This window comes from Marinibacterium profundimaris (assembly GCF_002210095.1).
Classification (GTDB): Bacteria; Pseudomonadota; Alphaproteobacteria; order Rhodobacterales; family Rhodobacteraceae; genus Marinibacterium; species Marinibacterium profundimaris.
On the sequence record NZ_AQQR01000007.1, the window covers coordinates 172,708 to 192,833 of the forward strand.

The following is a 20,126-nucleotide window of genomic DNA, read 5'->3' on the forward strand; positions in this document are numbered from 1 at the left end:
CCGGGCCCCTGACGGGCCGATGCGCAGGGCAGGGGCCATGGTCGGACCAGGTGGTCTGGGACAAGGAAAGCATTGGTATCACGGGGTATGTCAATCCCCTATCGCCCCCCGTCGTCCCCCGGGCATCGCCTCGGGGCGGCCGCCTGGCGCTCCCGTCCGCGGGCCGGCGGGCAGACCAGCAAGGGCCCCGCGCTCCATTCGTCCGGACCGCGGCAAAGCCGATTTGACGTAACGTCAAACCTATCCGTCCGGATAGTACCCTTCCCCTGTCGCGACATACCACGGCCCCACCGGAGTATGCCATACATGGCATGACCGAACAGGAGACCCCCTTATGAGATGCCTGAGATCCCTAGCTGGCGCGACCATCGGCGCCTTGCTCGCCGCGCTGCCAGCCCTCGCGGACGAGTTGCCCGTGCCCGACGGGCCGGTCATCCTCACCGTCTCGGGCGAGATCGCGAAGGCCAACGTCGGTGACACCGTGCAGATGGACCTCGAGATGCTGCGCGCGCTTGGAGCGCGTGAGATCGAGACGACGACGATCTGGACCGAGGACATGCAAAGCTTCGTGGGCGTGTCGCTGTCGACTCTGATGGAGGCGGTGGGCGCCGCGCCGGTGACCATCCATGCCACGGCCATCAACGACTACGCTGTCGATATCCCCCACGAGGACTGGTCCTCGGGCGGACCGATGCTGGCCTACTATCGCAACGGCGGCCCGATGAAGGTGCGGGACAAGGGGCCGCTCTGGGTGGTCTATCCCTTCGATGAGGATCCGATGTATCGCAGCGAGGTGATCTATTCGCGCAGCATTTGGCAACTCGACCGGATCATCGTCGGCGACTAGACTGGGACGCGCCAGATAGCTCGGGCGGATCTCGTTCTGCCCCTTCATCCCGCGAAAGGCTGACGCATGGACGTGGCATCCTCTTCCGATCCGGTGTCGGACCGGACCGCGCCGGACCCGTCGGGCCCGCCCCGGACGGGGCGGCGCGGCCTGTTGGCCCGAACCGGGCCCGGGCGAGCGACGAGCCTGCCCACGATCACGGCGACGGTGGCGGCCTCGGCTGCGGTGGTGGTCTGCCTTGCGCTGTCGGCCTGGCTGGCGGTGGCCGTGCTGCGCCAGATCGACGGGCTTTCGGATTCCAAGTCCGACAACCTGCAATGGAGCCTGTCGCAGGCGCAGGTGGAATTCGACCGTTTCCGCCTGGCGCTGGAACAGGCGCGCCACGATCCCGCGGCCGTGACCGAGCTGCGCCAGACCTTCAACATCTTCTACGCACGTGTTTCGATCGTCGAACGGGGCAATGTCTTCCGCTCCATGGCGGGCGACCCCGCCTTTGTCGGGCCGCGGGCCGAAGTTCGCGCCTTTCTCGATGACAATGTCGACCTGTTCGACGGGCCGGACGAGGAACTGCTGGCCGCGGTGCCCGACCTGATCCCCCGTGCCGAGGCGGTGGGCGAGGATGTCCGGGCCTTCTCGCTCGCGGCGTTGCAGGCCTTTGCCCGGCTGTCGGACGAACGCCGCGCCAGCGTGCTGCGCCTGCTGGGCTGGCTGGCTGCGGTGCTGATGGCGACCATCGTCGCGCTGGGGATGCTCGCCGTGTCGCATTTCCGGCTGTTCCGCCTGGCCGAACGCCGCGCCGACGAGGTGGAGACCGCCGGCGTCCGGATGCGCACCATCGTCCAGACCTCGCCCCATGCCATCGTCGTGACGGATGATGTGGGCCGGATACGCGAATTCAACCCGGCGGCCGAACGCATCCTTGGGAATGACCGGGCAGAGGCGCTGAAGCGCGACATTGTCGATCTTCTGGTGCCACCGTCGGAACGTGCGCGGGCCCGGCTGGGGCCGTTCGCCTTCCTGTCCGAACACCGCCGCCCGGCGCGCGGGGAACGCAACTTTGAAATCGACCTGCAGGACAATGCCGGCAGGCGTTTCGCCGCCGAGCTGGCCATCGATCGCGCGTCGGCCGACCGGCCGATCTACGTCGCCCATATCCGCGACATCTCGCGCCGCAAGCGCGCCGAGGAAGAACTGATGCAGGCGCGCGACCAGGCGCTGGCCGGCGAGCGGGCGAAATCGGAATTCCTGGCGGTGATGAGCCACGAGATGCGCACGCCGCTCAACGGGCTGCTGGGCACGATCCAGCTGCTGAACGACCACCGCATGACGGAACGCCAGGCCGGGTTGCTGGCACGGATGAAGGGGTCGGGCGAGCTGCTGCTGGGGCTCGTGAACGACGTGCTGGACCTGGCCAAGTACGAGGCCGGCATGATGAAGGCCGATCGCAAGCCGTTCTCGCTCGAACGGCTGATGCAGGGGGTGGTGGACACCGCGGCGCCTATGGCGCGCAGCAACGGCAACGCGCTAGACTGGAGCTGGACGGGCCCGGCGCCGACCCACGCGCTGGGCGATGCGCGGCGGCTGCGCCAGGTGCTGCTGAACCTTGTCGGAAACGCGATCAAGTTCACCCGCAACGGCAGCGTGGAGCTTGAGGCCGAGTACATCAACGCCACCGAGGTGGAGTTCCGCGTGATCGACACCGGCATCGGCATCGCCGAGGCGGACCTGGAACGGATCTTCCACGATTTCGAGACGCTCGACAGCTCATATGCGCGCGAAGCCGGGGGCACCGGGCTGGGCCTTGGCATCTCGCGCCGCCTGATGCGGCTGATGGGCGGCGAGATCGGCGCCGAGAGCGGGCCGGGGGAGGGGAGCCTTTTCTGGGTGCGGCTCCCGCTGGAGCCGGTGGAGGCCCGGCCCGGTGCCGGCCAGACCCGGGACGGCGCGGCCGGTTGCGAAGACAAGCGCCTGCTCGATGTGCTGCTGGTCGAGGACAACGAGGCCAACCGCTTCATCGTGCGTGAGATGCTTGCGCTCGAGGGGCACCGTGTAGTCGAGGCAGAGAACGGCCGCGACGGGGTCGAAACCGCGGCGTTGCGGCGCTTCGACGTGATCGTGATGGATGTCTCGATGCCCGTCATGGACGGCACCGAGGCGACGCGGCGCATCCGTGCCGGCAACCAGGCCTCGTGCGACGTGCCGATCCTGGCGCTGACCGCCCATGCCCTGCCCGAGGAACTCGCCCGATTCCGCGAGGCGGGCATGACTGCCTGCATGTCAAAGCCGATCGACCGCGACCTGCTGTTGCAGACCCTGCAGGAACTGGCGCGCGGGGATCTGCCGGACGACACGCTGGACGCCGGGCCCTCGGACACCGGGGCCGACCGGCTTCCGCGGCTGCCCCTGCTGGACGAGGCGCTGCTCTCGGTCTTCCTGTCGCGGGTGCCCCAGGATCAGGCGGAGCGGCTGATGGCCCGGTTCCTCGACGAGACCGAGGCCGAGGTGCTGGCCCTGGCCGAGGCCGGCCTGGCGCCCGCGGACCTGGGGGCGCTCGCGCATCGCTGCGCGGGCTCCTGCGGGACCTACGGGGCCGAGGCGATGCGTGCGGCGCTGAAACGGATCGTTGCCGGCGTGAAGCTGGACAGCCCGCCGGACGAGGCGGAGCTGGCCGCGCTGGTCCCGCTCTGGCGGGATACGAGGGCGGCGATCACCGCGCGCCTGCGCGACCGGATGGCCGAGGCATGACGCGCGGAGCCGTCGGGGGCCGTTGACTGAAGTGGAGACGCAGGGGCAGGCCGACAGCGGGCAGGCGCCGCGCATTCTGCCGCGCACGGCGTTGATCGCCGCGATCCGCGCAGACGGCCACCGGATCACCCTGGTTCAGGCGCCCGCGGGCTTTGGCAAGAGCGTCCTCGCAGGGCAGCTGGCCCGCGCGGTGGGGGCCGCGCCCGTGCCCGGCCGGCCAGGCGCCTGGGACGGGCCCGGCTGGCGCATCCGCGACGGGGTGCCGCCCGAGACGCTCGACGGGCCGGAGCGGCTGGTCCTGCTTGTCCGTCCGGGACAGGTCCCGTCCGGCCTCGCGCGGGCCCGGCTTCATGGCGAGGTCGGGGACATTCCCGCCGCCGACCTGCTGTTTGCGCGCGAGACGCTGCCGCCCGGGGCCTGGGCGCGGTCGGCCGGCTGGCCGGTGCTTGTGGGCGCGCCCGAGGTGTCGGATGCCGACCTCACCGCCTATCTCGTCCACGAGGTGCTGGCCGACCTGCCGGCCGATCGCCTGCTCGCCGCCACCCGGGGCGAGACCGACGATCTGCGCGCGCGCATCCCGCCGCTTGCCCTGGCCGACGCGCCGCTTCGCGCGCTGCTGCCCGGCGCCGTCGAAACCGCCCTGGCGGCGCGGCTGCTGGAGGACGGCGCCGCCGCGCTCGGCTGGTCCGAGAACGTCCTGCCGCCGCGCCCGCGCCTTGCCGCGCGGCTGATCCGCACCGCGCTGGCCGCCGGCGACAGCGGGACCGCGCTGGATCTGTTTCGCCGCTCGGGCGGCTGGCACCTGTTCTATGCCCTGCCGCCACGGGATTTCGCGGCCCTTGTCGACGACATGCCCGCCGAGCTGCGCGACCGGGACGAGGAGCTGGCGCTGGCCCAGATGCTGCTGGGGCTCAAGGCGGGCGAGGTCGGATGGGTCCGGCGCCGCTTTGAGGAACGGTTCGGGGGGGCGCCGGGCATGGACGTGCTCGACCTGCGGCGCGGGCTGGCGCCCGACAGCCCGCTGTCCCTGCGGGTTCAGGCCTTTCGCATCGTCCTGCTGATCTACGAGGACATTCCCGTGAGCGAGGACATGCTCGACACCATCCTGTCGGTCCTGTCGCGCCTGCCGCTGGAGGCGCACCTGATGCGGGGCTCCTGCCACAATGCCCTGCTGGAAATCTACCTGCGCCAGCGCCGCTATGCCGAGCTCGAGTTTTCCGCCGAGCGGTCGGCGCAGGCCTACGAGAGCGCCAATGCCGTATTGCTGCGCTTCTACATCGGCCTGCACCGCGCGGTCATGGGTCTGCTGCGCGGCCAGTCCGGCGCCGCGCTGCCCGAGCTGGCCGATGCGCGCGCCTGGCTGGACAAGCTGGAGTTCGACAGCCCCGGCGACTCCCGCATTGCCCGGCTGGTCGAGGCCGCCGCCCGGTTCGAGGAAGGCGAGGCCGGGCCGATCCTTGGCTTTCTCGATGCCGATCTCGATGCCTTTTCGGGCGGCGAGACCTGGCCCACCCTGGTCGAGCTTGCGGTGCAGTTCGGATCCCAGGCCCTGGCCGAGCACGTCTCGACCCGGGCGGCGCTGGCCTATCTGGACCGCTGGTGGGCGCGGCTGGCGATGAACCGGCAGTTCCGGGTGCTGCTGGATCTGCGCAAGGCCCAGGTTCTGCAGAATGCCGGCCGCTGGGGAGAGGCGGCGCGGGCGCTCTCGCCGATCCAGGCGCGCATCGACCGGGTCTGGATCGAAAGCGCCGACACCGAATTCGCGCGGCTGGCCACGCGGGACGAGATCCTGCTTGCGCTCTGCTGGCTGCGCCAGATCGCCTACGAATATCCCCGGCTGCCCTATCTGGGGCGCAAGCTGGACCACATGGCCGCCAACCCACAGCTGACCGGGCGCCAGCGCATCGCGCTGGACATCTGGCGCGCCCATGTCGCCCGGCAAACGCGCGAACCCTCGCAGATGCGGGCGCTGCTGCGGTCGGTCTTCGACATCGTCGCGCGTGACAGGGGGCTGTCCGTCCTGTCCGAGGAACAGCTGTTCCTGGGCGAGATGTGGCGCGACGCGGGCACTGCGGCCTACCTGTCGGCGGTGGGGCCGGCGCGGCTGGTGATGCGGCGGCTGGAGGAAAGCCGGTTCACCTCGGGGACCGAGGCGGCACGGGCGCACCTGACCCGGCAGGAGCTGAAGGTGCTGATGATGCTGACCGAGGGCGCGTCGAACAAGATCGTCGCCCGGCAGCTGGGGATCACCGAACCGACGGTGAAATTCCACCTCAAGAATCTTTACGCCAAGCTTGGCTGCAACCGCCGGGCCGAGGCGGTCCGGGCGGCGCGTGCCCTGGGCTGGATGAAATAACCTATCCCTTTCTGTCCCGAACCTATCCTTTCCTTGCCTTGAGAGGAGCAGGGACGGCGCGCCATCATGCCCGAAAGACGCAGTCGCCACCGGAGGCACCCGAATGGGACGACAGATTATCGAGGGCATTCTGAGGCGGACGGCCTCCGTCCTGCTTGTCCTGTTCGTGCTGTCTCTGATGATCTTCGTGCTGGCCCGCGTGGTGCCCGGCGATCCGGCGCGCATGGCCCTTGGCCCCTCGGCCACGGCTGAACAGGTGGCCGACCTTCAGGCCGAGATGGGGCTGGATCAGCCGATCATCGTTCAATACGGGCGCTACATGGGCAACGCCCTGCGCGGGGACCTGGGCGAGTCTCTGGTCACCAACCGCTCGGTCACCGCTGACATCGCCGACTTCCTGCCTGCCACGCTGGAGCTGGTGCTTGTCACCGTATTTCTCGTTTTCCTGATCTCGGTTCCGCTGGGCGTTCTGACCGCGCGCTACCGGGACCGCTGGATCGACAATGCCGGGCGGTTCTTCTCGCTGTTCGGGGTGACGATCCCCTCGTTTCTCTTCGCGGTGGGCCTGCAATTGCTGGCCGGGTCGTTCTTTCCCGACTGGCCGATCCTGGGCCGGGTCGATTACCAGCTGAACGCGCCCGACGGGCCCACCGGTCTGCTGCTGGTCGACAGCCTCGTGCATGGCCGCTTCGATGTCTTCGTCGATGCGCTGCAGCACCTCGCCTTTCCGGCGCTGGCGCTGGCCATGGCCGGCATCGGCCAGATCACCCGCATCACCCGTTCGGCCATGATCGAGAACCTGCGCAAGGACCATGTCCTGACGCTGCGCAGCTTCGGCGTGCCGGAACGCGTCGTGGTGTTCCGCTACCTGCTGAAGCTGTCGTCCATCGCCCCGCTGACCATCATGGGGCTCGAATTCGCCTCGCTCATCGGCAATGCCTTCGTGGTCGAGATGGTCTTCGGCTGGGGCGGCTTCGCCTCCTACGGGCTGACGGCGATCCTGCAGAAGGACCTGAACGCGCTGATGGCCGTGGTGCTGATCTCGGGCCTGTTCTTCATCTTCGCGAACCTTCTGGTCGATCTGGCGCTCTCGCTTATCGACCCGCGCCTGCGCCTGAGGGGGCAATCGGCATGAGCCACTTGGACACGACCGACGACACCCAGATGACCGCAGCCTGGATGGGCTGGTACCGGTTCTCGCGCAATCCGGCGGCAATCATCGGCGCGGCGATCGTGATCTCTGTACTGGTGATGGCCGCGCTGGCGCCCTGGATCACGCCGTTTCCCGACCATGTCGGATCGGTCGTCGATTTCCGCAACCGCCATGCGCCGCCCTCGGCCGTCAACTGGATGGGCACCGACAAGGCCGGGCGCGACATCTTCAGCCGGACGGTCTTCGGCTTCCGGGTCTCGCTGCTGCTGGTCTTCGGCGTGCTGGTGATCTCGGTCCCCGTGGGCGCGGTGCTGGGCATGTGCGCGGGCTATTTCGGCGGCTGGGCCGAGAAGATCATCACCGGGCTGACCAACGTGATGCTGGCCATGCCGCCGCTGGTCATGGCGCTGGCCATCGGCAACGTGCTGGAGCCCACGCTGATCAACGCGATGTTCGCAATCACCCTGCTGTGGTGGACCTGGCATGCGCGGCTGGTCTACCGCGTGACCGTCTCGGTCGCGAATGAGGATTTCATCGAGGCCGCGCGCCTTGCCGGGGCCGGGCCGGTCCACATCCTGTTCCGCGAGATCCTGCCCAATTGCATCGCCGTGATCTCGGTCAAGACGACGCTGGACGCGGCCTTTGTCATCCTATTCGGCGCGACGCTGTCGTTCCTCGGCTTCGGGGTGAAGCCGCCCACGCCGGATCTTGGGTCGATGGTCGCCGACGGGCGCCAGTTCCTGCCCGAGAAATGGTGGGAGGTGCTCGCCCCCGGGTTCGCCATCTTCTACGCCACGCTGGGCTTCAACCTGCTGGGCGACGGCCTGCGCGACATGTTCGACGTGGAGGCCTGAGATGACATTGCTCGACGTCAACGGCCTCAACATGTCCTTCTCCGGCTACGGGCGGACCCGGCAGGTGCTGCACGATGTCTCGTTCTCGGTGGGCGCGAGCGAACGCGTGGCCCTGATCGGCGAGACGGGATCGGGCAAGTCGGTGACCGCCAAGGCGATCCTTGGCACGCTGCCGGGCAATGCAAGTGTGGATGGCGGGTCGATCGCCTTCGACGGGCTCGACCTGTTCCGGCAATCCATGGCCGACCGGGAAAAGCTGAAGGGCACGGCCTTTTCCATCATCATGCAGGACCCGCTGTCGTCCTTTAACCCGGTCTTTCGGATCGGCCAGCACCTGGACGACGTGATGTATTACGCCGACCGCCGGCGCGGAGAGGTCTCCTCCGCCGCCGAACGCAAGGCGCGGATCCACGACACCCTGCGCAAGGTGCAGCTGGCCGATGCCGGGCGGGTTTACAACGCCTGGCCGTTCGAGCTGTCGGGCGGGATGCGCCAGCGGGTGCTGATCGCGCTGGCGCTGCTGCACCGGCCCCGGATGCTGATCGCGGACGAACCCGGCACCGCGCTGGACGTCACCACGCAGGACGAGATCCTGCGCCTGATCAACCGGCTGGTGGCCGAAGAGGGTCTGTCTCTGCTGATGATCACCCATAACCTGGGTGTCGTGCGCCAGACCGCCGACCGTGTGCTGGTGATGCGCCATGGCAAGATCGTCGAGCAGGGGCCGTTGGCCCAGGTCTTCGACGCCCCGCAGGAGCAATATACCCGCGATCTGATGGCCGCCGTGCCGCCACTTTACGGGCCGCAGGTGGTGGATCAGCCGGTCAGCCACAAGACGCCCATGATCACCCTGCAGGGGGTGAAGAAGGTCTATGCCAAACGCGGGCTGTTCAACCGGGGCGAAGGCCACCTGGCCGTGGATGACATCAACATCACGGTAAACGAGGGCGAGATCTTTGGCCTGGCCGGGGAAAGCGGATCGGGCAAGACGACCGTGGCGCGGATGATGATGGGCCTGCTGTCGCAGACCGAAGGCATGATCGCCGTGACCGGCGCGCCGGCCGAAGGCGCCCAGCGGCTCAGCCAGATCGTCTATCAGAACCCCGGCACCTCGCTGAACCCCAAGCGCACCGTGGCGCAGACCCTGTCGGTGCCGCTGGCCCGGACCGAGGTGCCGGCCGATCGTCAGGCCCGGATGGAAGAGCTTCTGACCCTGGTTCGCCTGCCGGTGTCCTACCTGTCGAAATACCCGCACGAACTCTCGGGCGGGCAGAAACAGCGCGTGGCCATCGCCCGCGCGCTGGCCGCGAAGCCCAGGCTGATCATCCTGGACGAGCCGACCTCGGCGCTGGATGTCTCGGTCCAGAAGACGGTCATCGACCTGCTGCTGGAGCTGCGCGAGAGCCTCGGGCTGACCTATGTCATCATTTCCCACGACCTGTCGCTGATGCGCAATTTCTGCTCGCGTATCGCGATCATGCTGAAGGGCGAGATCGTGGAGCAGGGCACCCCGGCCGAAGTCTTCGCCGAGGCCCGCCATCCCTATACCCGCGCGCTGATCTCGGCGATCCCGGTTCTGACGGCCGAGGAACAGGCGCTCAAACCCAGTGTAACCGAAGAAGAACGCGCGAGATTTCTCGTGACCAGCGGTGGCGGACAGGCCGCGCCGCAGGCCACGGGCACCGAATGACCGCGAAAGGAGAGACCCGTTGCTGAGACTTGGAATTGACGTGGGCGGCACCAATACCGACGCGGTTGTGATGGACGGGGACAAGGTGCTCTCGGGCATCAAGGCGCCCACGTCCGAGGATGTGACCACCGGCGTGGTGGCCGCGCTTGAAGGCGCCATCGGGGCCGCCGGCATCGACCGGGCGAAGGTCGGCAACGTGATGATCGGCACCACCCATTTCACCAATGCGGTGATCGAACGGCGCCACCTCAGCCAGGTCGCCGCAGTGCGCCTGGGCCTGCCTGCCACAGCCTGCCTGCCGCCCACCGTCGACTGGCCGGACGACCTGAAATACGTGGTCGACCGGCACGGGTACCTGGTGCACGGCGGCTATGAATTCGACGGCCGCGAGATTGCCCCGCTGGACGAGGCCGAGCTGGTCCGCATCGCCGGAGAGGTCCGCGAGAACGGACTGAAGGCGATTGCCGTCACCTGCGTCTTCGGCCCGATCAACGCCGCGATGGAAGACCGCGCCGCCGAGATCTTTGCCGAACATTGCCCGGGCGTGCCGGTGGTGAAATCGACCGAGATCGGTCGCATCGGCATCCTTGAACGGGAAAGCGCGGCGATCATGAACGCCTCGCTGCTGGAACTGGCCGACAAGACGGTCACCGCCTTCGGCAAGGCGCTGGCCGATGCCGGGCTGACCTGCCCGTTCCACATCACCCAGAACGACGGCACTCTGATGGCCGCCGAAACGGTCAAGCGCTTCCCCGTTCTGACCTTTGCCTCTGGCCCCACGAATTCCATGCGCGGCGCGGCCTTCCTGACCGGCGTCAAGGAAGCCATCGTGGTTGACATCGGTGGCACGACCACGGATGTGGGAGCCCTGCACCTTGGCTTCCCGCGGCAGGCGGCGACCGTCGTCGACGTGGGCGGGGTGCGCACGAACTTCCGTATGCCCGATGTCTTCTCGATCGGCTTGGGCGGCGGCTCTCTCGTTGCAGAGAACGGCGCCAGGGTTGGACCCCAATCGGTCGGCTACCGCATCACGGAAGAAGCCCTCGTCTTCGGGGGCGACACGCTGACCACCACCGATATCGCGGTGGCCGGCGGCAAGGCGGCGGTGGGCGATGCGGGACGGGTTGGCACTTTGTCTCCGGATCTGGTCACCGCCGCATTGAACACCATCACCGACATGCTGGAAAACGCCGTCGAACGGTCGCGCGTGTCGCCCGATCCGATCCCGGTAATCGCCGTTGGCGGCGGCTCGATCCTGATGCCCGACACGCTGGGCGAGCTTGACGTGATCCGCCCCGAGAACTTTGCCGTGGCCAATGCCGTCGGCGCGGCCATCGCCCAGATCTCGGGCGAGGTGGACCGGGTCTTTGCCCTGGAAAACGGGCTGACGCGCGAGGATTGCCTGTCGCAGGCGCAAGAGGAAGCGACCGAGAACGCCGTCGCCGCGGGTGCGGCGAGGTCCACCATCCAGGTGATCGAACGCGAAGACGTGCCGCTGGCCTACCTGCCGGGCAATGCCACCCGCATCCACGTCAAGGTCGTGGGCGAAATGGGGGCCGCCCATGACTGAGGCGGCAAGCGTCAAGGACCTGGCCTATGATCCGGCCGACCTCTGGGTGCTGGACCACGAAGACCTGCGCGCGCTGGAAATCGGCGCGGGCATCCTGGGCACCGGCGGCGGGGGCAATCCCTATATCGGCCGCCTGCGCGCCGAACAGGCGATGCGCGACGGTTTCAAGCTGACCATCCTGCCGCACCAGAAGATCGCCGACGACGCGCTGTGCGTCTCGCTTGGCGGCATCGGCGCGCCGGTGGTCGGTGTCGAACGGATCCGCGAGGGCCGCGAGGGCCTGCGCTGTGTCCGCGTTCTGGAAGAACACCTGGGCGTGCGTGTCGATGCCGTGGCCTGCGAGGAAATCGGCGGATCGAACTCGATGGAGCCGCTGATGGTCGGGGCCTTCGCCGGCCTGCCGGTGATCGATTGCGACGGGATGGGGCGTGCCTTCCCGGAAATGCAGATGACCACCTATTCGATCTACGGCCACCGCTCCACGCCCTCGGCCATGTGCGACGTGCACGGCAACGCGGTGCTGTTCCAGCACGCCGCCTCCGAGATCTGGCACGAACGCATGGCGCGCGCCTGCGTGGTGTCGCAGGGCGGGGCCTCGACGCTTGCCTCGGCCCCAATGCGCGGCGCCTTCGTCAAGCAGTTCGGCATTCCCGACAGCTATACCCAGGCCGTCAACCTCGGCCATGCCGTGCTGCGCGCGCAGAAGGCCCATGACGACCCGATCGCCGAAATCTGCCGGGTCGAGAAGGGCCGCAAGCTGTTCACCGGCAAGATCAGCGACCTGAAACGCCACCTGAAGGGCGGCTTCGTCCGGGGTGAGGTTCAGCTGTCGGGCATCGACACCCACACCGGCGAAAGCGGCTCGGTCCTGATCCAGAACGAGAACCTCGTCTTCTTCCACGACGGCGAGATGGAATGCTGCGTGCCCGACCTGATCCTCGTGCTCGACGTGGACACGGGCGAGGCGATCACCACCGAGATGCTGCGCTATGGCCAGCGCGTGGCCATCGTGGCGCTGCCCTGCCACGACCTGCTGCGCTCGCCGCAGGCGCTGGAGGTGGTGGGGCCGAAGGCCTTCGGCCTCGATGTCACCTATACGCCGCTGAAGGGGGTCTGAGCCATGGGATACACCGTAACAGCCGAGGATCTCGACGCGATCGCGCTTGGCGGCGCCTTTCTTGGCACCGGCGGGGGCGGGGACCCTTACATCGGCAAGCTGATGGCCCGCAATGCGCTGGCCGAACACGGGCCGGTCCAGGTGATCGACGCCGACGAGGTCGCGGACGACGCGCTTTGCGTGCCGGTCTTCATGATGGGCGCGCCCACCGTGATGGTCGAAAAACTGCCCTCGGGCGAAGAGATCCTGAAGGCCCTGGCCGAGCTGGAACGCTTCCTCGGCCAGAAGGCGCAAGCCCTGATCTGTGTCGAGGCCGGGGGGCTGAATTCCACCATTCCCTATGCCGTGGCGGCCATCACCGGCCTGCCGCTGATCGACGGCGACGGCATGGGCCGCGCCTTCCCCGAACTGCAGATGGTCAGCTTCACGATGCACGACATCGCCGCCACGCCGCTGGCGCTGGCCGATGACAAGGGGAATTCGACGCTGTTTTCCACCATCGACAACGCCTGGACCGAGCGGCTCGCCCGCGCGGTGACGGTGCAGATGGGAGGCGCCGCGCTGGTCGCGGCCTACCCGATGTCGGGGGCGCAGATGAAGACGTCGATCCTGCGGGGCACCATGTCGCTGATCCGCGAGATCGGGCAGACGATCCTGGCCTCGCGCGCGAAGTCCGAACATCCCGGCCCGGCCTTGCGGAAGAACCTGAACGGCACACACCTGTTCACCGGCCGCGTCGTCGATGTCGAACGGGCCACCACCGGGGGCTTTGCCCGTGGTACGGTGAAGGTGCGCGGCGTGGACGACTTCCAGGGGCAAGAGATGATCGTCCGCTTCCAGAACGAGTTTCTCATCGCCGAGACCGCCGGTGGAGAGGTGCTCTGTTCCACCCCCGACCTGATCTGCGCGCTGGACGCGGACATGGGGATGCCGGTGACGACCGAACAGCTGCGCTACGGGCTGATGATCGAGCTGACCGGCGTGCCTTCGGATCCGCAATGGCGCACCCCCGCGGGCATCGCGCTCGCCGGTCCGGGGTACTTTGGCTATGACCACGAGTTTCGCCCGCTGGGAGGGTGAAGGCACAAGTTTCCCCCCCCCGGGGCGAGTACGAGTTTCATCCGCGAGGCGGGTGAGGGGCACACAGTCCCATTCGGAAACAAAGGCAAAAACAACGGCAACACAACAGGGATAAAGATGACACTCACCAAACGCACATTGGCGGCGCTGGCCGCCACCACGATGATGACCATGCCGGCGCTGGCGCAGGTTTCGATCACCGTGAACGCCACCCAGGTCTTCGGCACGGTCGATCCGGCCAAGATCAACGACTACACGGAATACATGGGCGCGGTGAACCTCTACGACGGGCTCACCACGCTCGACACTGACGGCGCGATCGTGCCGCAGCTGGCCGACAGCTGGGAGGTCTCGGACGACAACCTGACCTACACCTTCACCCTGAAGGACGGCGCGACGTTCCAGGACGGCTCCCCGGTCGAGGCCTCGGACGTGGTCTATTCCGTCAAGCGGCTTCTGGCGCTGAACGAAGGGCCGTCGTACCTGTTCACCGGGCTGGTGGACCCCGAGGCGATCGAGGCGGTGGATGCCAGGACCGTCAAGATCGGCCTGACCAAGGTCTTCGCCCCTTTCATCACCACCACGCCCCTGCTGCTGGTCCTGAACGAAGAGGCGGTGAAGGCCGCCTCGGACGAGGAATGGGCCGAGGATGCCGTGGGCGAGGCCAGCTTCGGCGCCGGGCCCTACGGTCTTGCCAGCTGGAACCGCGGGTCCGAACTGGTGATGGAGCGCTACGACGAGTACCACGCCGGCTGGGACAAGGGCACGCCGATCGACACGATCCGCTTTGTGATCACAAACGACGAGGCCACGGTCAAGGCGCTCGCCAGCTCGGGCGAACTGGCCTTCTCGGCCTCGGCCCATGCGAACGAAACCTTCGAGACCATCGGCGCGCTCGACGGCTACCGGGTGGAGGAGATCCCCACCGCCACAGGTTTCTACATCAAGATGAACACCAAGGTCGCGCCGACCGATGACGTGCATGTGCGCCGCGCGATCCAGTATGCCACCGATTACGACACGATCCAGTCGGTGATCTACCCCGGCGCTCCGATGAACGGCCCGCTCGCCCCGGCCTTCGCCGATGCCTACAACGAAGACCTTCCGGCGCCGGAATACAACCTGGAGAAGGCGGCCGAAGAGCTGGCCAAGTCCAAATACGCCGGCGAGGATCTGACGATCAGCCACACCTACGTGGCGGGCCTGTCGTTCGAAGAGGACATCGCCCTGCTGATGCAGGCCAACCTCGAGGCGATCGGCATCACGCTGGACCTGAAACCGGAACCCTGGAACCGCATCACCGAGCTTGCCGGCGCGCCCGAGACCACCCCGGCCACGACGCAGGTCTTCAACGGCCCGTCCTACCCTTCGCCGGATTCGGTGTTCTACGTGCAGTACCATTCCGATTCCGCCGGCACCTGGGCCTCGATGGAATGGCAGCAGGATCCCGAGATCGACGGGCTGATCGACGCAAGCCGCGCGACCACCGACGTGGCCGAGCAGAACGTGATCTACAAGGAGATCCAGGCGAAGCTGCATGAAAGCGCCTCCGACGTTTACATGCTGGTCCAGCAGAAGCGCCACGCCATGAGCGAGTGCCTGCAGGGCTACGGCTTCAAGCCGATGATGAGCTGGGATTACGACTTTTCCACCATGTACTGGACCTGCGAGTAACCTCGCCTCACCGTCCCGTATCGCGCCGCCCGGTCCCCTCGGTCCGGGCGGTTTCCGTTCGTGGACAGGCCCGCTTCGGGGCGCGCGCTGCCCCGCGCTTGAAAATTCCGTCGCTTTCCCAGCCGGGTAACGGTTGCGTGACCGGTCTCTTCCGTTAATCTGCACCGGCCCGCCAGACGACCGGCCGGGCACATGGGAGGAGACAACATGAAAACACTTCTGCTCGGCGCCGCTCTCGGCGCCCTGATCGCGGGCGCGTCGGCGGCCCAGGAAAAGATGCGCATCTCGCTGCAGCTGCCGCTGACCAGCCACCTGGGCGAGAACCTGTCGCTGTTCGAGAAAGAGGTCGAGGACCGCACAGGCGGCGCCATCGATGTCGAGATCTACGACAGCGCCACGCTTTACAAGGACAAGGAAGTGCCCGCCGCCGTGGGCTCGGGCGCGATCGAGGCCGGGGTTGCCTCGCTGACCCGCTACGTGGGCGACGCGCCGGTGGTCGATGTCTTCTACATGCCGTTCCTGTTCAACACCGAAGACAAGGTTCGCGCCGCCGTCTCCGAAGGCAACACCGTGCGCGAGACGATCGAGGAGGCCGTGGCCGAGACCGGCGGCCAGATCCTCTACTGGCAGGCCTATGGCGGCGCGATCCTGCTGTCGCAGGGCGATCCGATCAGGCGGCCCGAGGACCTGGAAGGCAAGAAGGTCCGCGTCTTCGGCAAGACGCTGGGCGATTTCGTGACCGCCGCCGGTGGCGCGCCGACGCTGATCTCGGGATCGGAGCAGTACCTGGCCTACCAGCGCGGCACCGTCGACGTGGGCATGACCGGCGTCTCGGGCGTGAAATCCCGCAAGCTGTGGGAGGTGATGGACACGATCACCGTGACGAACCATGCCGATATCGAATTCGTCGTGGTGGTGAACACCGAATGGTGGAACGGCCTGTCCGAGGAAATCCGCACCCAGATCTCCGAAGCCGCCGCCGTGGCGCAGGAAGACGTGCGCGATCGCATGTCCCAGATCGAAGCCGAGGCCTATGCCGCCGCCGAGGAGAACGGCATGACCATCGTCGAACTTTCGGACGAGGATCTGGCCGCCTGGGCCGAGGTGGTGCAGCCGGTCTATGACAATTACGTCGCCGCGACCGGCGATGCGGGGCAGAAGATCCTCGACAGCGTCGCCGACTGATCCGTCCCGGCGGGCGGCCGCGCGCCGCCCGCCGGACAGACGCCAGATCCGGGCCCGGACCACAGGCCCGGACACACGGGGCGGACACACGGGGCCATTCCATGCATGTGATCACACGACTCTCCCGGCTTGCCGGAGCGATCGGCGCCGTGCTTCTTGCGGCGACCGGCGCGATGCTGACCTACGAGGTCATCGCGCGCTATTTCTTCATCAAGCCCACGATCTGGGCCGCCGAGCTGAGCCAGCTCTGCCTGATCTGGGGCTGCCTGCTGGCCATGGGCTGGGTGCTGGCGCAGCGCCACCACATCACCGTCAACGCGGTGACCGGCCTGTTCCCGCGCAAGATCCAGAGGCTCTGCGTCGCCTTCGCGCTGCTCTTCATCCTGGGCTTCTCGCTGATCGTGATGCGCTGGGGCTGGGATATCTTTCATGAAAGCTGGGTGCGCGGGCGCACCACCGGCTCGCTGCTGGACCTGCCTGCGTGGGTGGCCGAACTGTCGGTGCCGGTGGGCTTTGCGCTGCTGTCGCTGCAGGCGGTGGCCGAGCTGGTGGCGCTGCGCGGCACCACCACGATCACCCTGGGGAGCAGCCACGAATGACCGTCATCCTGATCCTGGTGGCACTGTTCGGCCTTCTGCTGCTGGGCGTGCCGGTGGCCTTTGCGCTTGGCGGGCTGGGCCTTGGCATGCTGATGCTGGGGGGCTTTTCGCCGCTGATGGCGCCGCAGGCGATCCTGTCGACGCTGGACGGTTTCATCCTGCTGGCGGTGCCGCTGTTCCTCTTGATGTCCAACGTGCTGCTGAAGGGCGGTGTGGGCCGCGACCTCTTTGCCGCGGTGCAGGCCTGGGTCGGGCACTGGCCCGGCGGGCTGGCGGTGGCGACGATCCTCAGCTGCGCGCTTTTCGCGGCAATCTCCGGCTCTTCGGTGGCCACCGCCGCCACCATCGGCACCGTGGCCATCCCCGAGATGATCGGGCGCGGCTACGACCGCCGCTTTGTCTATGGGCTGCTGGCCGCCGGCGGCACGCTGGGCATCCTGATCCCGCCGTCGATCCCGATGATCGTCTATGGCTTCGTCACCGAACAATCGGTCATCGCGCTGTTTCTCGGCGGACTGGCCCCGGGCGCGGTGCTGATCGTGCTCTTCGTGGTCTTCGCCATGCTGTTCAGCCGGTTCTCGCAGGCCTATACGCCCACACCGGCTGCCACCTGGCCCGAGCGGATGGCCGCCACGCGCCGCGCGCTGCCCTCGGTGGCGCTGGCGCTGCTGGTGATCGTGGGGCTTTATTCCGGCGCCTTCACACCGACCGAGGGCGCGGCGGTGGGCTTTGCCGCCGCGCTGGCGATCACCGCCTTCTGGCTTCGCTCGCTCAGCTGGGCCGATTTCCGGGCCGCGATCCGCGAAAGCGCGCTGACCACGGTGGCGATCCTGCTGATCATCGCCGGCGCCAAGGTCTTCGGGAAGGCCATCGCGCTCTACCGGATCCCGCAGGATGTCTCGGCCTTCATCGCGCAGAATTTCGAAGGGCCGCTGGCCTTCATCGTGGCGGTGTCGGTGGTGCTGATCCTGATGGGGCTGGTTTTCGAGGCGCTGTCGATGATCCTGATCATGACGCCCGTGCTGCTGCCCTCGGCCATGGGGTTGGGCTTTGACCCGGTCTGGTTCGGCATCTACATGGTCATCATGGTCGAGATCGCCCTCATCACGCCGCCCGTCGGCCTGAACCTCTATGTCATCCAGTCCGTTGCGAAGACCTCGCTGGGGCAGGTGGCGCGGGGGGTCTGGCCGTTCCTCGTGCTGATGTTGGTGACGGTCGTGGCGCTCTACATCGTGCCGGATCTCGCGCTCTACATTCCCTTCAAATGGTGAGACCTATGAATGCTGCCGCCACCCTCCGCGCCCTTCTGGCGCAGGACACCTGCCACACCATGCCCTGCTGTTTCGACGCACTGTCGGCCAGGCTGATCCAGCAGGAGGGCTATCCGCTGACCTTCATGTCGGGCTTCGCCGCCTCCGCCTCGCGGATCGGGGCGCCGGATCTGGGGCTGATGAGCTATGGCGAGGTGCTGGACCAGGCGCGCAACATCGCGGATGCCATCGACATCCCGCTGATCGGCGACGGCGACACCGGCTATGGCAACGCGATGAACGTGCGCCGGACGGTGGCGGGCTTTGCCAAGGCGGGCTGTGCATCGGTCATGATCGAGGACCAGCTGGCGCCGAAACGCTGCGGCCATACGCCGGGCAAGGCGGTGGTGGCGCGCGAGGAGGCCTTCGACCGGATCCGCGCGGCGGTGGACGAACGCGCGCGGCTGCGCGACCAGGGCGGCGATATCCTGATCCTCGCGCGCACGGATGCGCGCCATGAACACGGGCTGGACGAGGCGATTGCCCGGGCCGCCGAATTCGCGCGGCTGGGGGCGGATATCCTGTTTGTCGAAGCGCCCAAGAACGTGGAGGAGATGACCCGCATCTGCGCCGAACTGCCGGGGACGAAGATGGCCAATATCGTCGAAGGCGGCGAGACGCCGGACCTGACCAATGCCGAATTGCACGAGATCGGCTATGGGATCGCCGCCTATCCGCTGTCGCTGATGGCGGCGGCGATGCAGGCCATGGTCACCAGCCTGCGCGCGATGAAACAGGACCAGCGGCCGCGGCAGATGGATTTCGTGGAACTGCGCCAGCGCATCGGTTTCGACGAGTACTACAAGGCCTCGGAAACCTACGCCTCGTCCAAACGCTAGGGGCCGGGGGCGGGCGCTCGCCTTCGGCATCGCCCCGCCCGCCGTCCCGCCAATCGTCCCGTCGGGCCGCTCAGGCCCCCTCGAATCCTTCCAGCACGTTGACCGTGTTGATCCCAACCGCCTCGATCGCATAGCCGCCTTCCATGCAGAACACCGTCGGCAGGCCCAGCGTGGCGATCCGGCGCCCGGCATCGGTGAAATCCGGGCTGTCCAGCTTGAAGAAGCTGATCGGATCGTCCTTGTAGGCATCCACCCCCAGCGAGACGACAAGAGCCTCGGCCCCATGCGCGCGGATCCGGGCGATGGCCTGGTCCAGCGCCTGGCTCCATTCGGAATAGGGCGTGCCCGGCGCCATGGGGAAGTTGGCCGTGGCGCCGTCACCGTCGCCGGTCCCGGTCTCGTCGGCATAGCCCAGGAAATAGGGAAAGGCATCCTCGGGCGCGCCGTGCAGCGAGGCGAAGAAGACATCGCCCCGGTCGTAGAAGATATCCTGCGTGCCGTTGCCATGGTGGAAGTCGATGTCGAGCACCGCGACCTTCCCGGCGCCCGAGGCGCGCAGCTGTTCCGCCGCCAGCGCCGCGTTATTGAGGAAGCAATAGCCGCCGTACATGTCCGCCGTGGCGTGGTGCCCCGGCGGCCGGCACAGCGCGAAGGCCGCCTTTTCCCCGGCGATCACGGCCCTGGTGGCCGATTGCGCCGAGGCGGCCGAGCTCAGCGCCGCCTCCCAGGTGCCGTTGGTGATCGCCGTCTCGGCCGCGAGACAGTAATACCCGACCTTGCCGTCGATGTTGCGCGGCGGCCGGCCCATCTGCATCCGCCGCACCGGGAAGGAGGCGGCGATGATCTCGCCCCGGAAGCCTTCGGCCACCCAGTCGTCCCAGGCCGTTTCCAGGAAGTCCAGGTAGCCCGGATCGCACAGCGCGCGGATCGCCGCCATGTCCGGCGCGTCGGGGGCGTTGATGTCGGTCAGCCCGCGCTCCTTCAGCCGGGCCAGCACGTATTCCACGCGGCTTGGCCGTTCAAAAGGGGTGACCAGTTCGCCGCCGTTCAGCTCTCCTTGCGGGAAGTGGCGGCGGTGGGTTTCCGAGTAGAAGATGCGCATGGCCG

Annotated in this window: 15 protein-coding genes; 14 read left to right on the top strand and 1 reads right to left on the bottom strand. The window is 67.6% G+C overall.

Annotated features, from left to right (window positions below; translation table 11 throughout):
- The first annotated feature begins 334 nt into the window (after positions 1–334).
- The 14 genes from ATO3_RS17260 (at position 335) to ATO3_RS17325 (ending at position 19,019) form a co-directional block, all read left to right on the top strand.
- The gene (locus tag ATO3_RS17260; protein WP_088651131.1) at positions 335–847 is read left to right on the top strand and encodes an oxidoreductase; all 513 of its coding nucleotides are present in this window, start codon (positions 335–337) and stop codon (positions 845–847) included.
- Between the two features lie 66 nt (positions 848–913).
- Positions 914–3,592: an ATP-binding protein gene (locus ATO3_RS17265; RefSeq protein ID WP_088651132.1), complete on the top strand. Its 2,679-nt coding sequence runs from the start codon at positions 914–916 to the stop codon at positions 3,590–3,592.
- Positions 3,593–3,623: 31 nt separating this feature from the next.
- On the top strand, positions 3,624–5,948 hold the full coding sequence (locus tag ATO3_RS29235) for a LuxR C-terminal-related transcriptional regulator (protein ID WP_088651133.1): 2,325 nt from the start codon (positions 3,624–3,626) through the stop codon (positions 5,946–5,948).
- A 103-nt stretch (positions 5,949–6,051) separates the two neighbouring features.
- Positions 6,052–7,083: an ABC transporter permease gene (locus ATO3_RS17275; protein ID WP_088651134.1), complete on the top strand. Its 1,032-nt coding sequence runs from the start codon at positions 6,052–6,054 to the stop codon at positions 7,081–7,083.
- Positions 7,080–7,955 carry an ABC transporter permease gene (locus tag ATO3_RS17280; RefSeq protein WP_088651135.1) on the top strand — a complete coding sequence of 292 codons (876 nt, stop codon included), beginning with the start codon at positions 7,080–7,082 and terminating at the stop codon, positions 7,953–7,955. The genes ATO3_RS17275 and ATO3_RS17280 overlap by 4 nt, the downstream gene beginning before the upstream one ends.
- Position 7,956: 1 nt before the next feature.
- A complete protein-coding gene (locus ATO3_RS17285) occupies positions 7,957–9,645 on the top strand; it encodes an ATP-binding cassette domain-containing protein (RefSeq protein WP_088651136.1) in 1,689 nt (562 codons plus the stop codon).
- 19 nt (positions 9,646–9,664) lie between these two features.
- Positions 9,665–11,215: a hydantoinase/oxoprolinase N-terminal domain-containing protein gene (locus ATO3_RS17290; protein WP_088651137.1), complete on the top strand. Its 1,551-nt coding sequence runs from the start codon at positions 9,665–9,667 to the stop codon at positions 11,213–11,215.
- Positions 11,208–12,332 carry a DUF917 domain-containing protein gene (locus tag ATO3_RS17295; RefSeq protein ID WP_088651138.1) on the top strand — a complete coding sequence of 375 codons (1,125 nt, stop codon included), beginning with the start codon at positions 11,208–11,210 and terminating at the stop codon, positions 12,330–12,332. Before ATO3_RS17290 ends, ATO3_RS17295 begins: the two co-directional genes overlap by 8 nt.
- 3 nt (positions 12,333–12,335) lie before the next feature.
- The gene (locus tag ATO3_RS17300) at positions 12,336–13,412 is read left to right on the top strand and encodes a DUF917 domain-containing protein (protein ID WP_088651139.1); all 1,077 of its coding nucleotides are present in this window, start codon (positions 12,336–12,338) and stop codon (positions 13,410–13,412) included.
- Between the two features lie 117 nt (positions 13,413–13,529).
- The gene (locus tag ATO3_RS17305; RefSeq protein WP_088651140.1) at positions 13,530–15,086 is read left to right on the top strand and encodes an ABC transporter substrate-binding protein; all 1,557 of its coding nucleotides are present in this window, start codon (positions 13,530–13,532) and stop codon (positions 15,084–15,086) included.
- Positions 15,087–15,293: 207 nt separating this feature from the next.
- Positions 15,294–16,271, top strand: coding sequence for a TRAP transporter substrate-binding protein (locus ATO3_RS17310; protein WP_088651141.1), 978 nt, complete (start codon positions 15,294–15,296; stop codon positions 16,269–16,271).
- Positions 16,272–16,372: 101 nt separating this feature from the next.
- Positions 16,373–16,870, top strand: a complete 498-nt coding sequence (locus ATO3_RS17315) for a TRAP transporter small permease (protein ID WP_088651142.1) — start codon at positions 16,373–16,375, stop codon at positions 16,868–16,870.
- A complete protein-coding gene (locus tag ATO3_RS17320; RefSeq protein WP_088651143.1) occupies positions 16,867–18,141 on the top strand; it encodes a TRAP transporter large permease in 1,275 nt (424 codons plus the stop codon). Before ATO3_RS17315 ends, ATO3_RS17320 begins: the two co-directional genes overlap by 4 nt.
- A gap of 5 nt (positions 18,142–18,146) precedes the next feature.
- On the top strand, positions 18,147–19,019 hold the full coding sequence (locus tag ATO3_RS17325; RefSeq protein ID WP_088651144.1) for an isocitrate lyase/PEP mutase family protein: 873 nt from the start codon (positions 18,147–18,149) through the stop codon (positions 19,017–19,019).
- Positions 19,020–19,089: 70 nt separating this feature from the next.
- On the opposite strand, the gene ATO3_RS17330 is transcribed toward ATO3_RS17325, so the two are convergent.
- A complete protein-coding gene (locus ATO3_RS17330; RefSeq protein WP_088651145.1) occupies positions 19,090–20,121 on the bottom strand; it encodes a histone deacetylase family protein in 1,032 nt (343 codons plus the stop codon).
- Between the last annotated feature and the right edge of the window lie 5 nt (positions 20,122–20,126).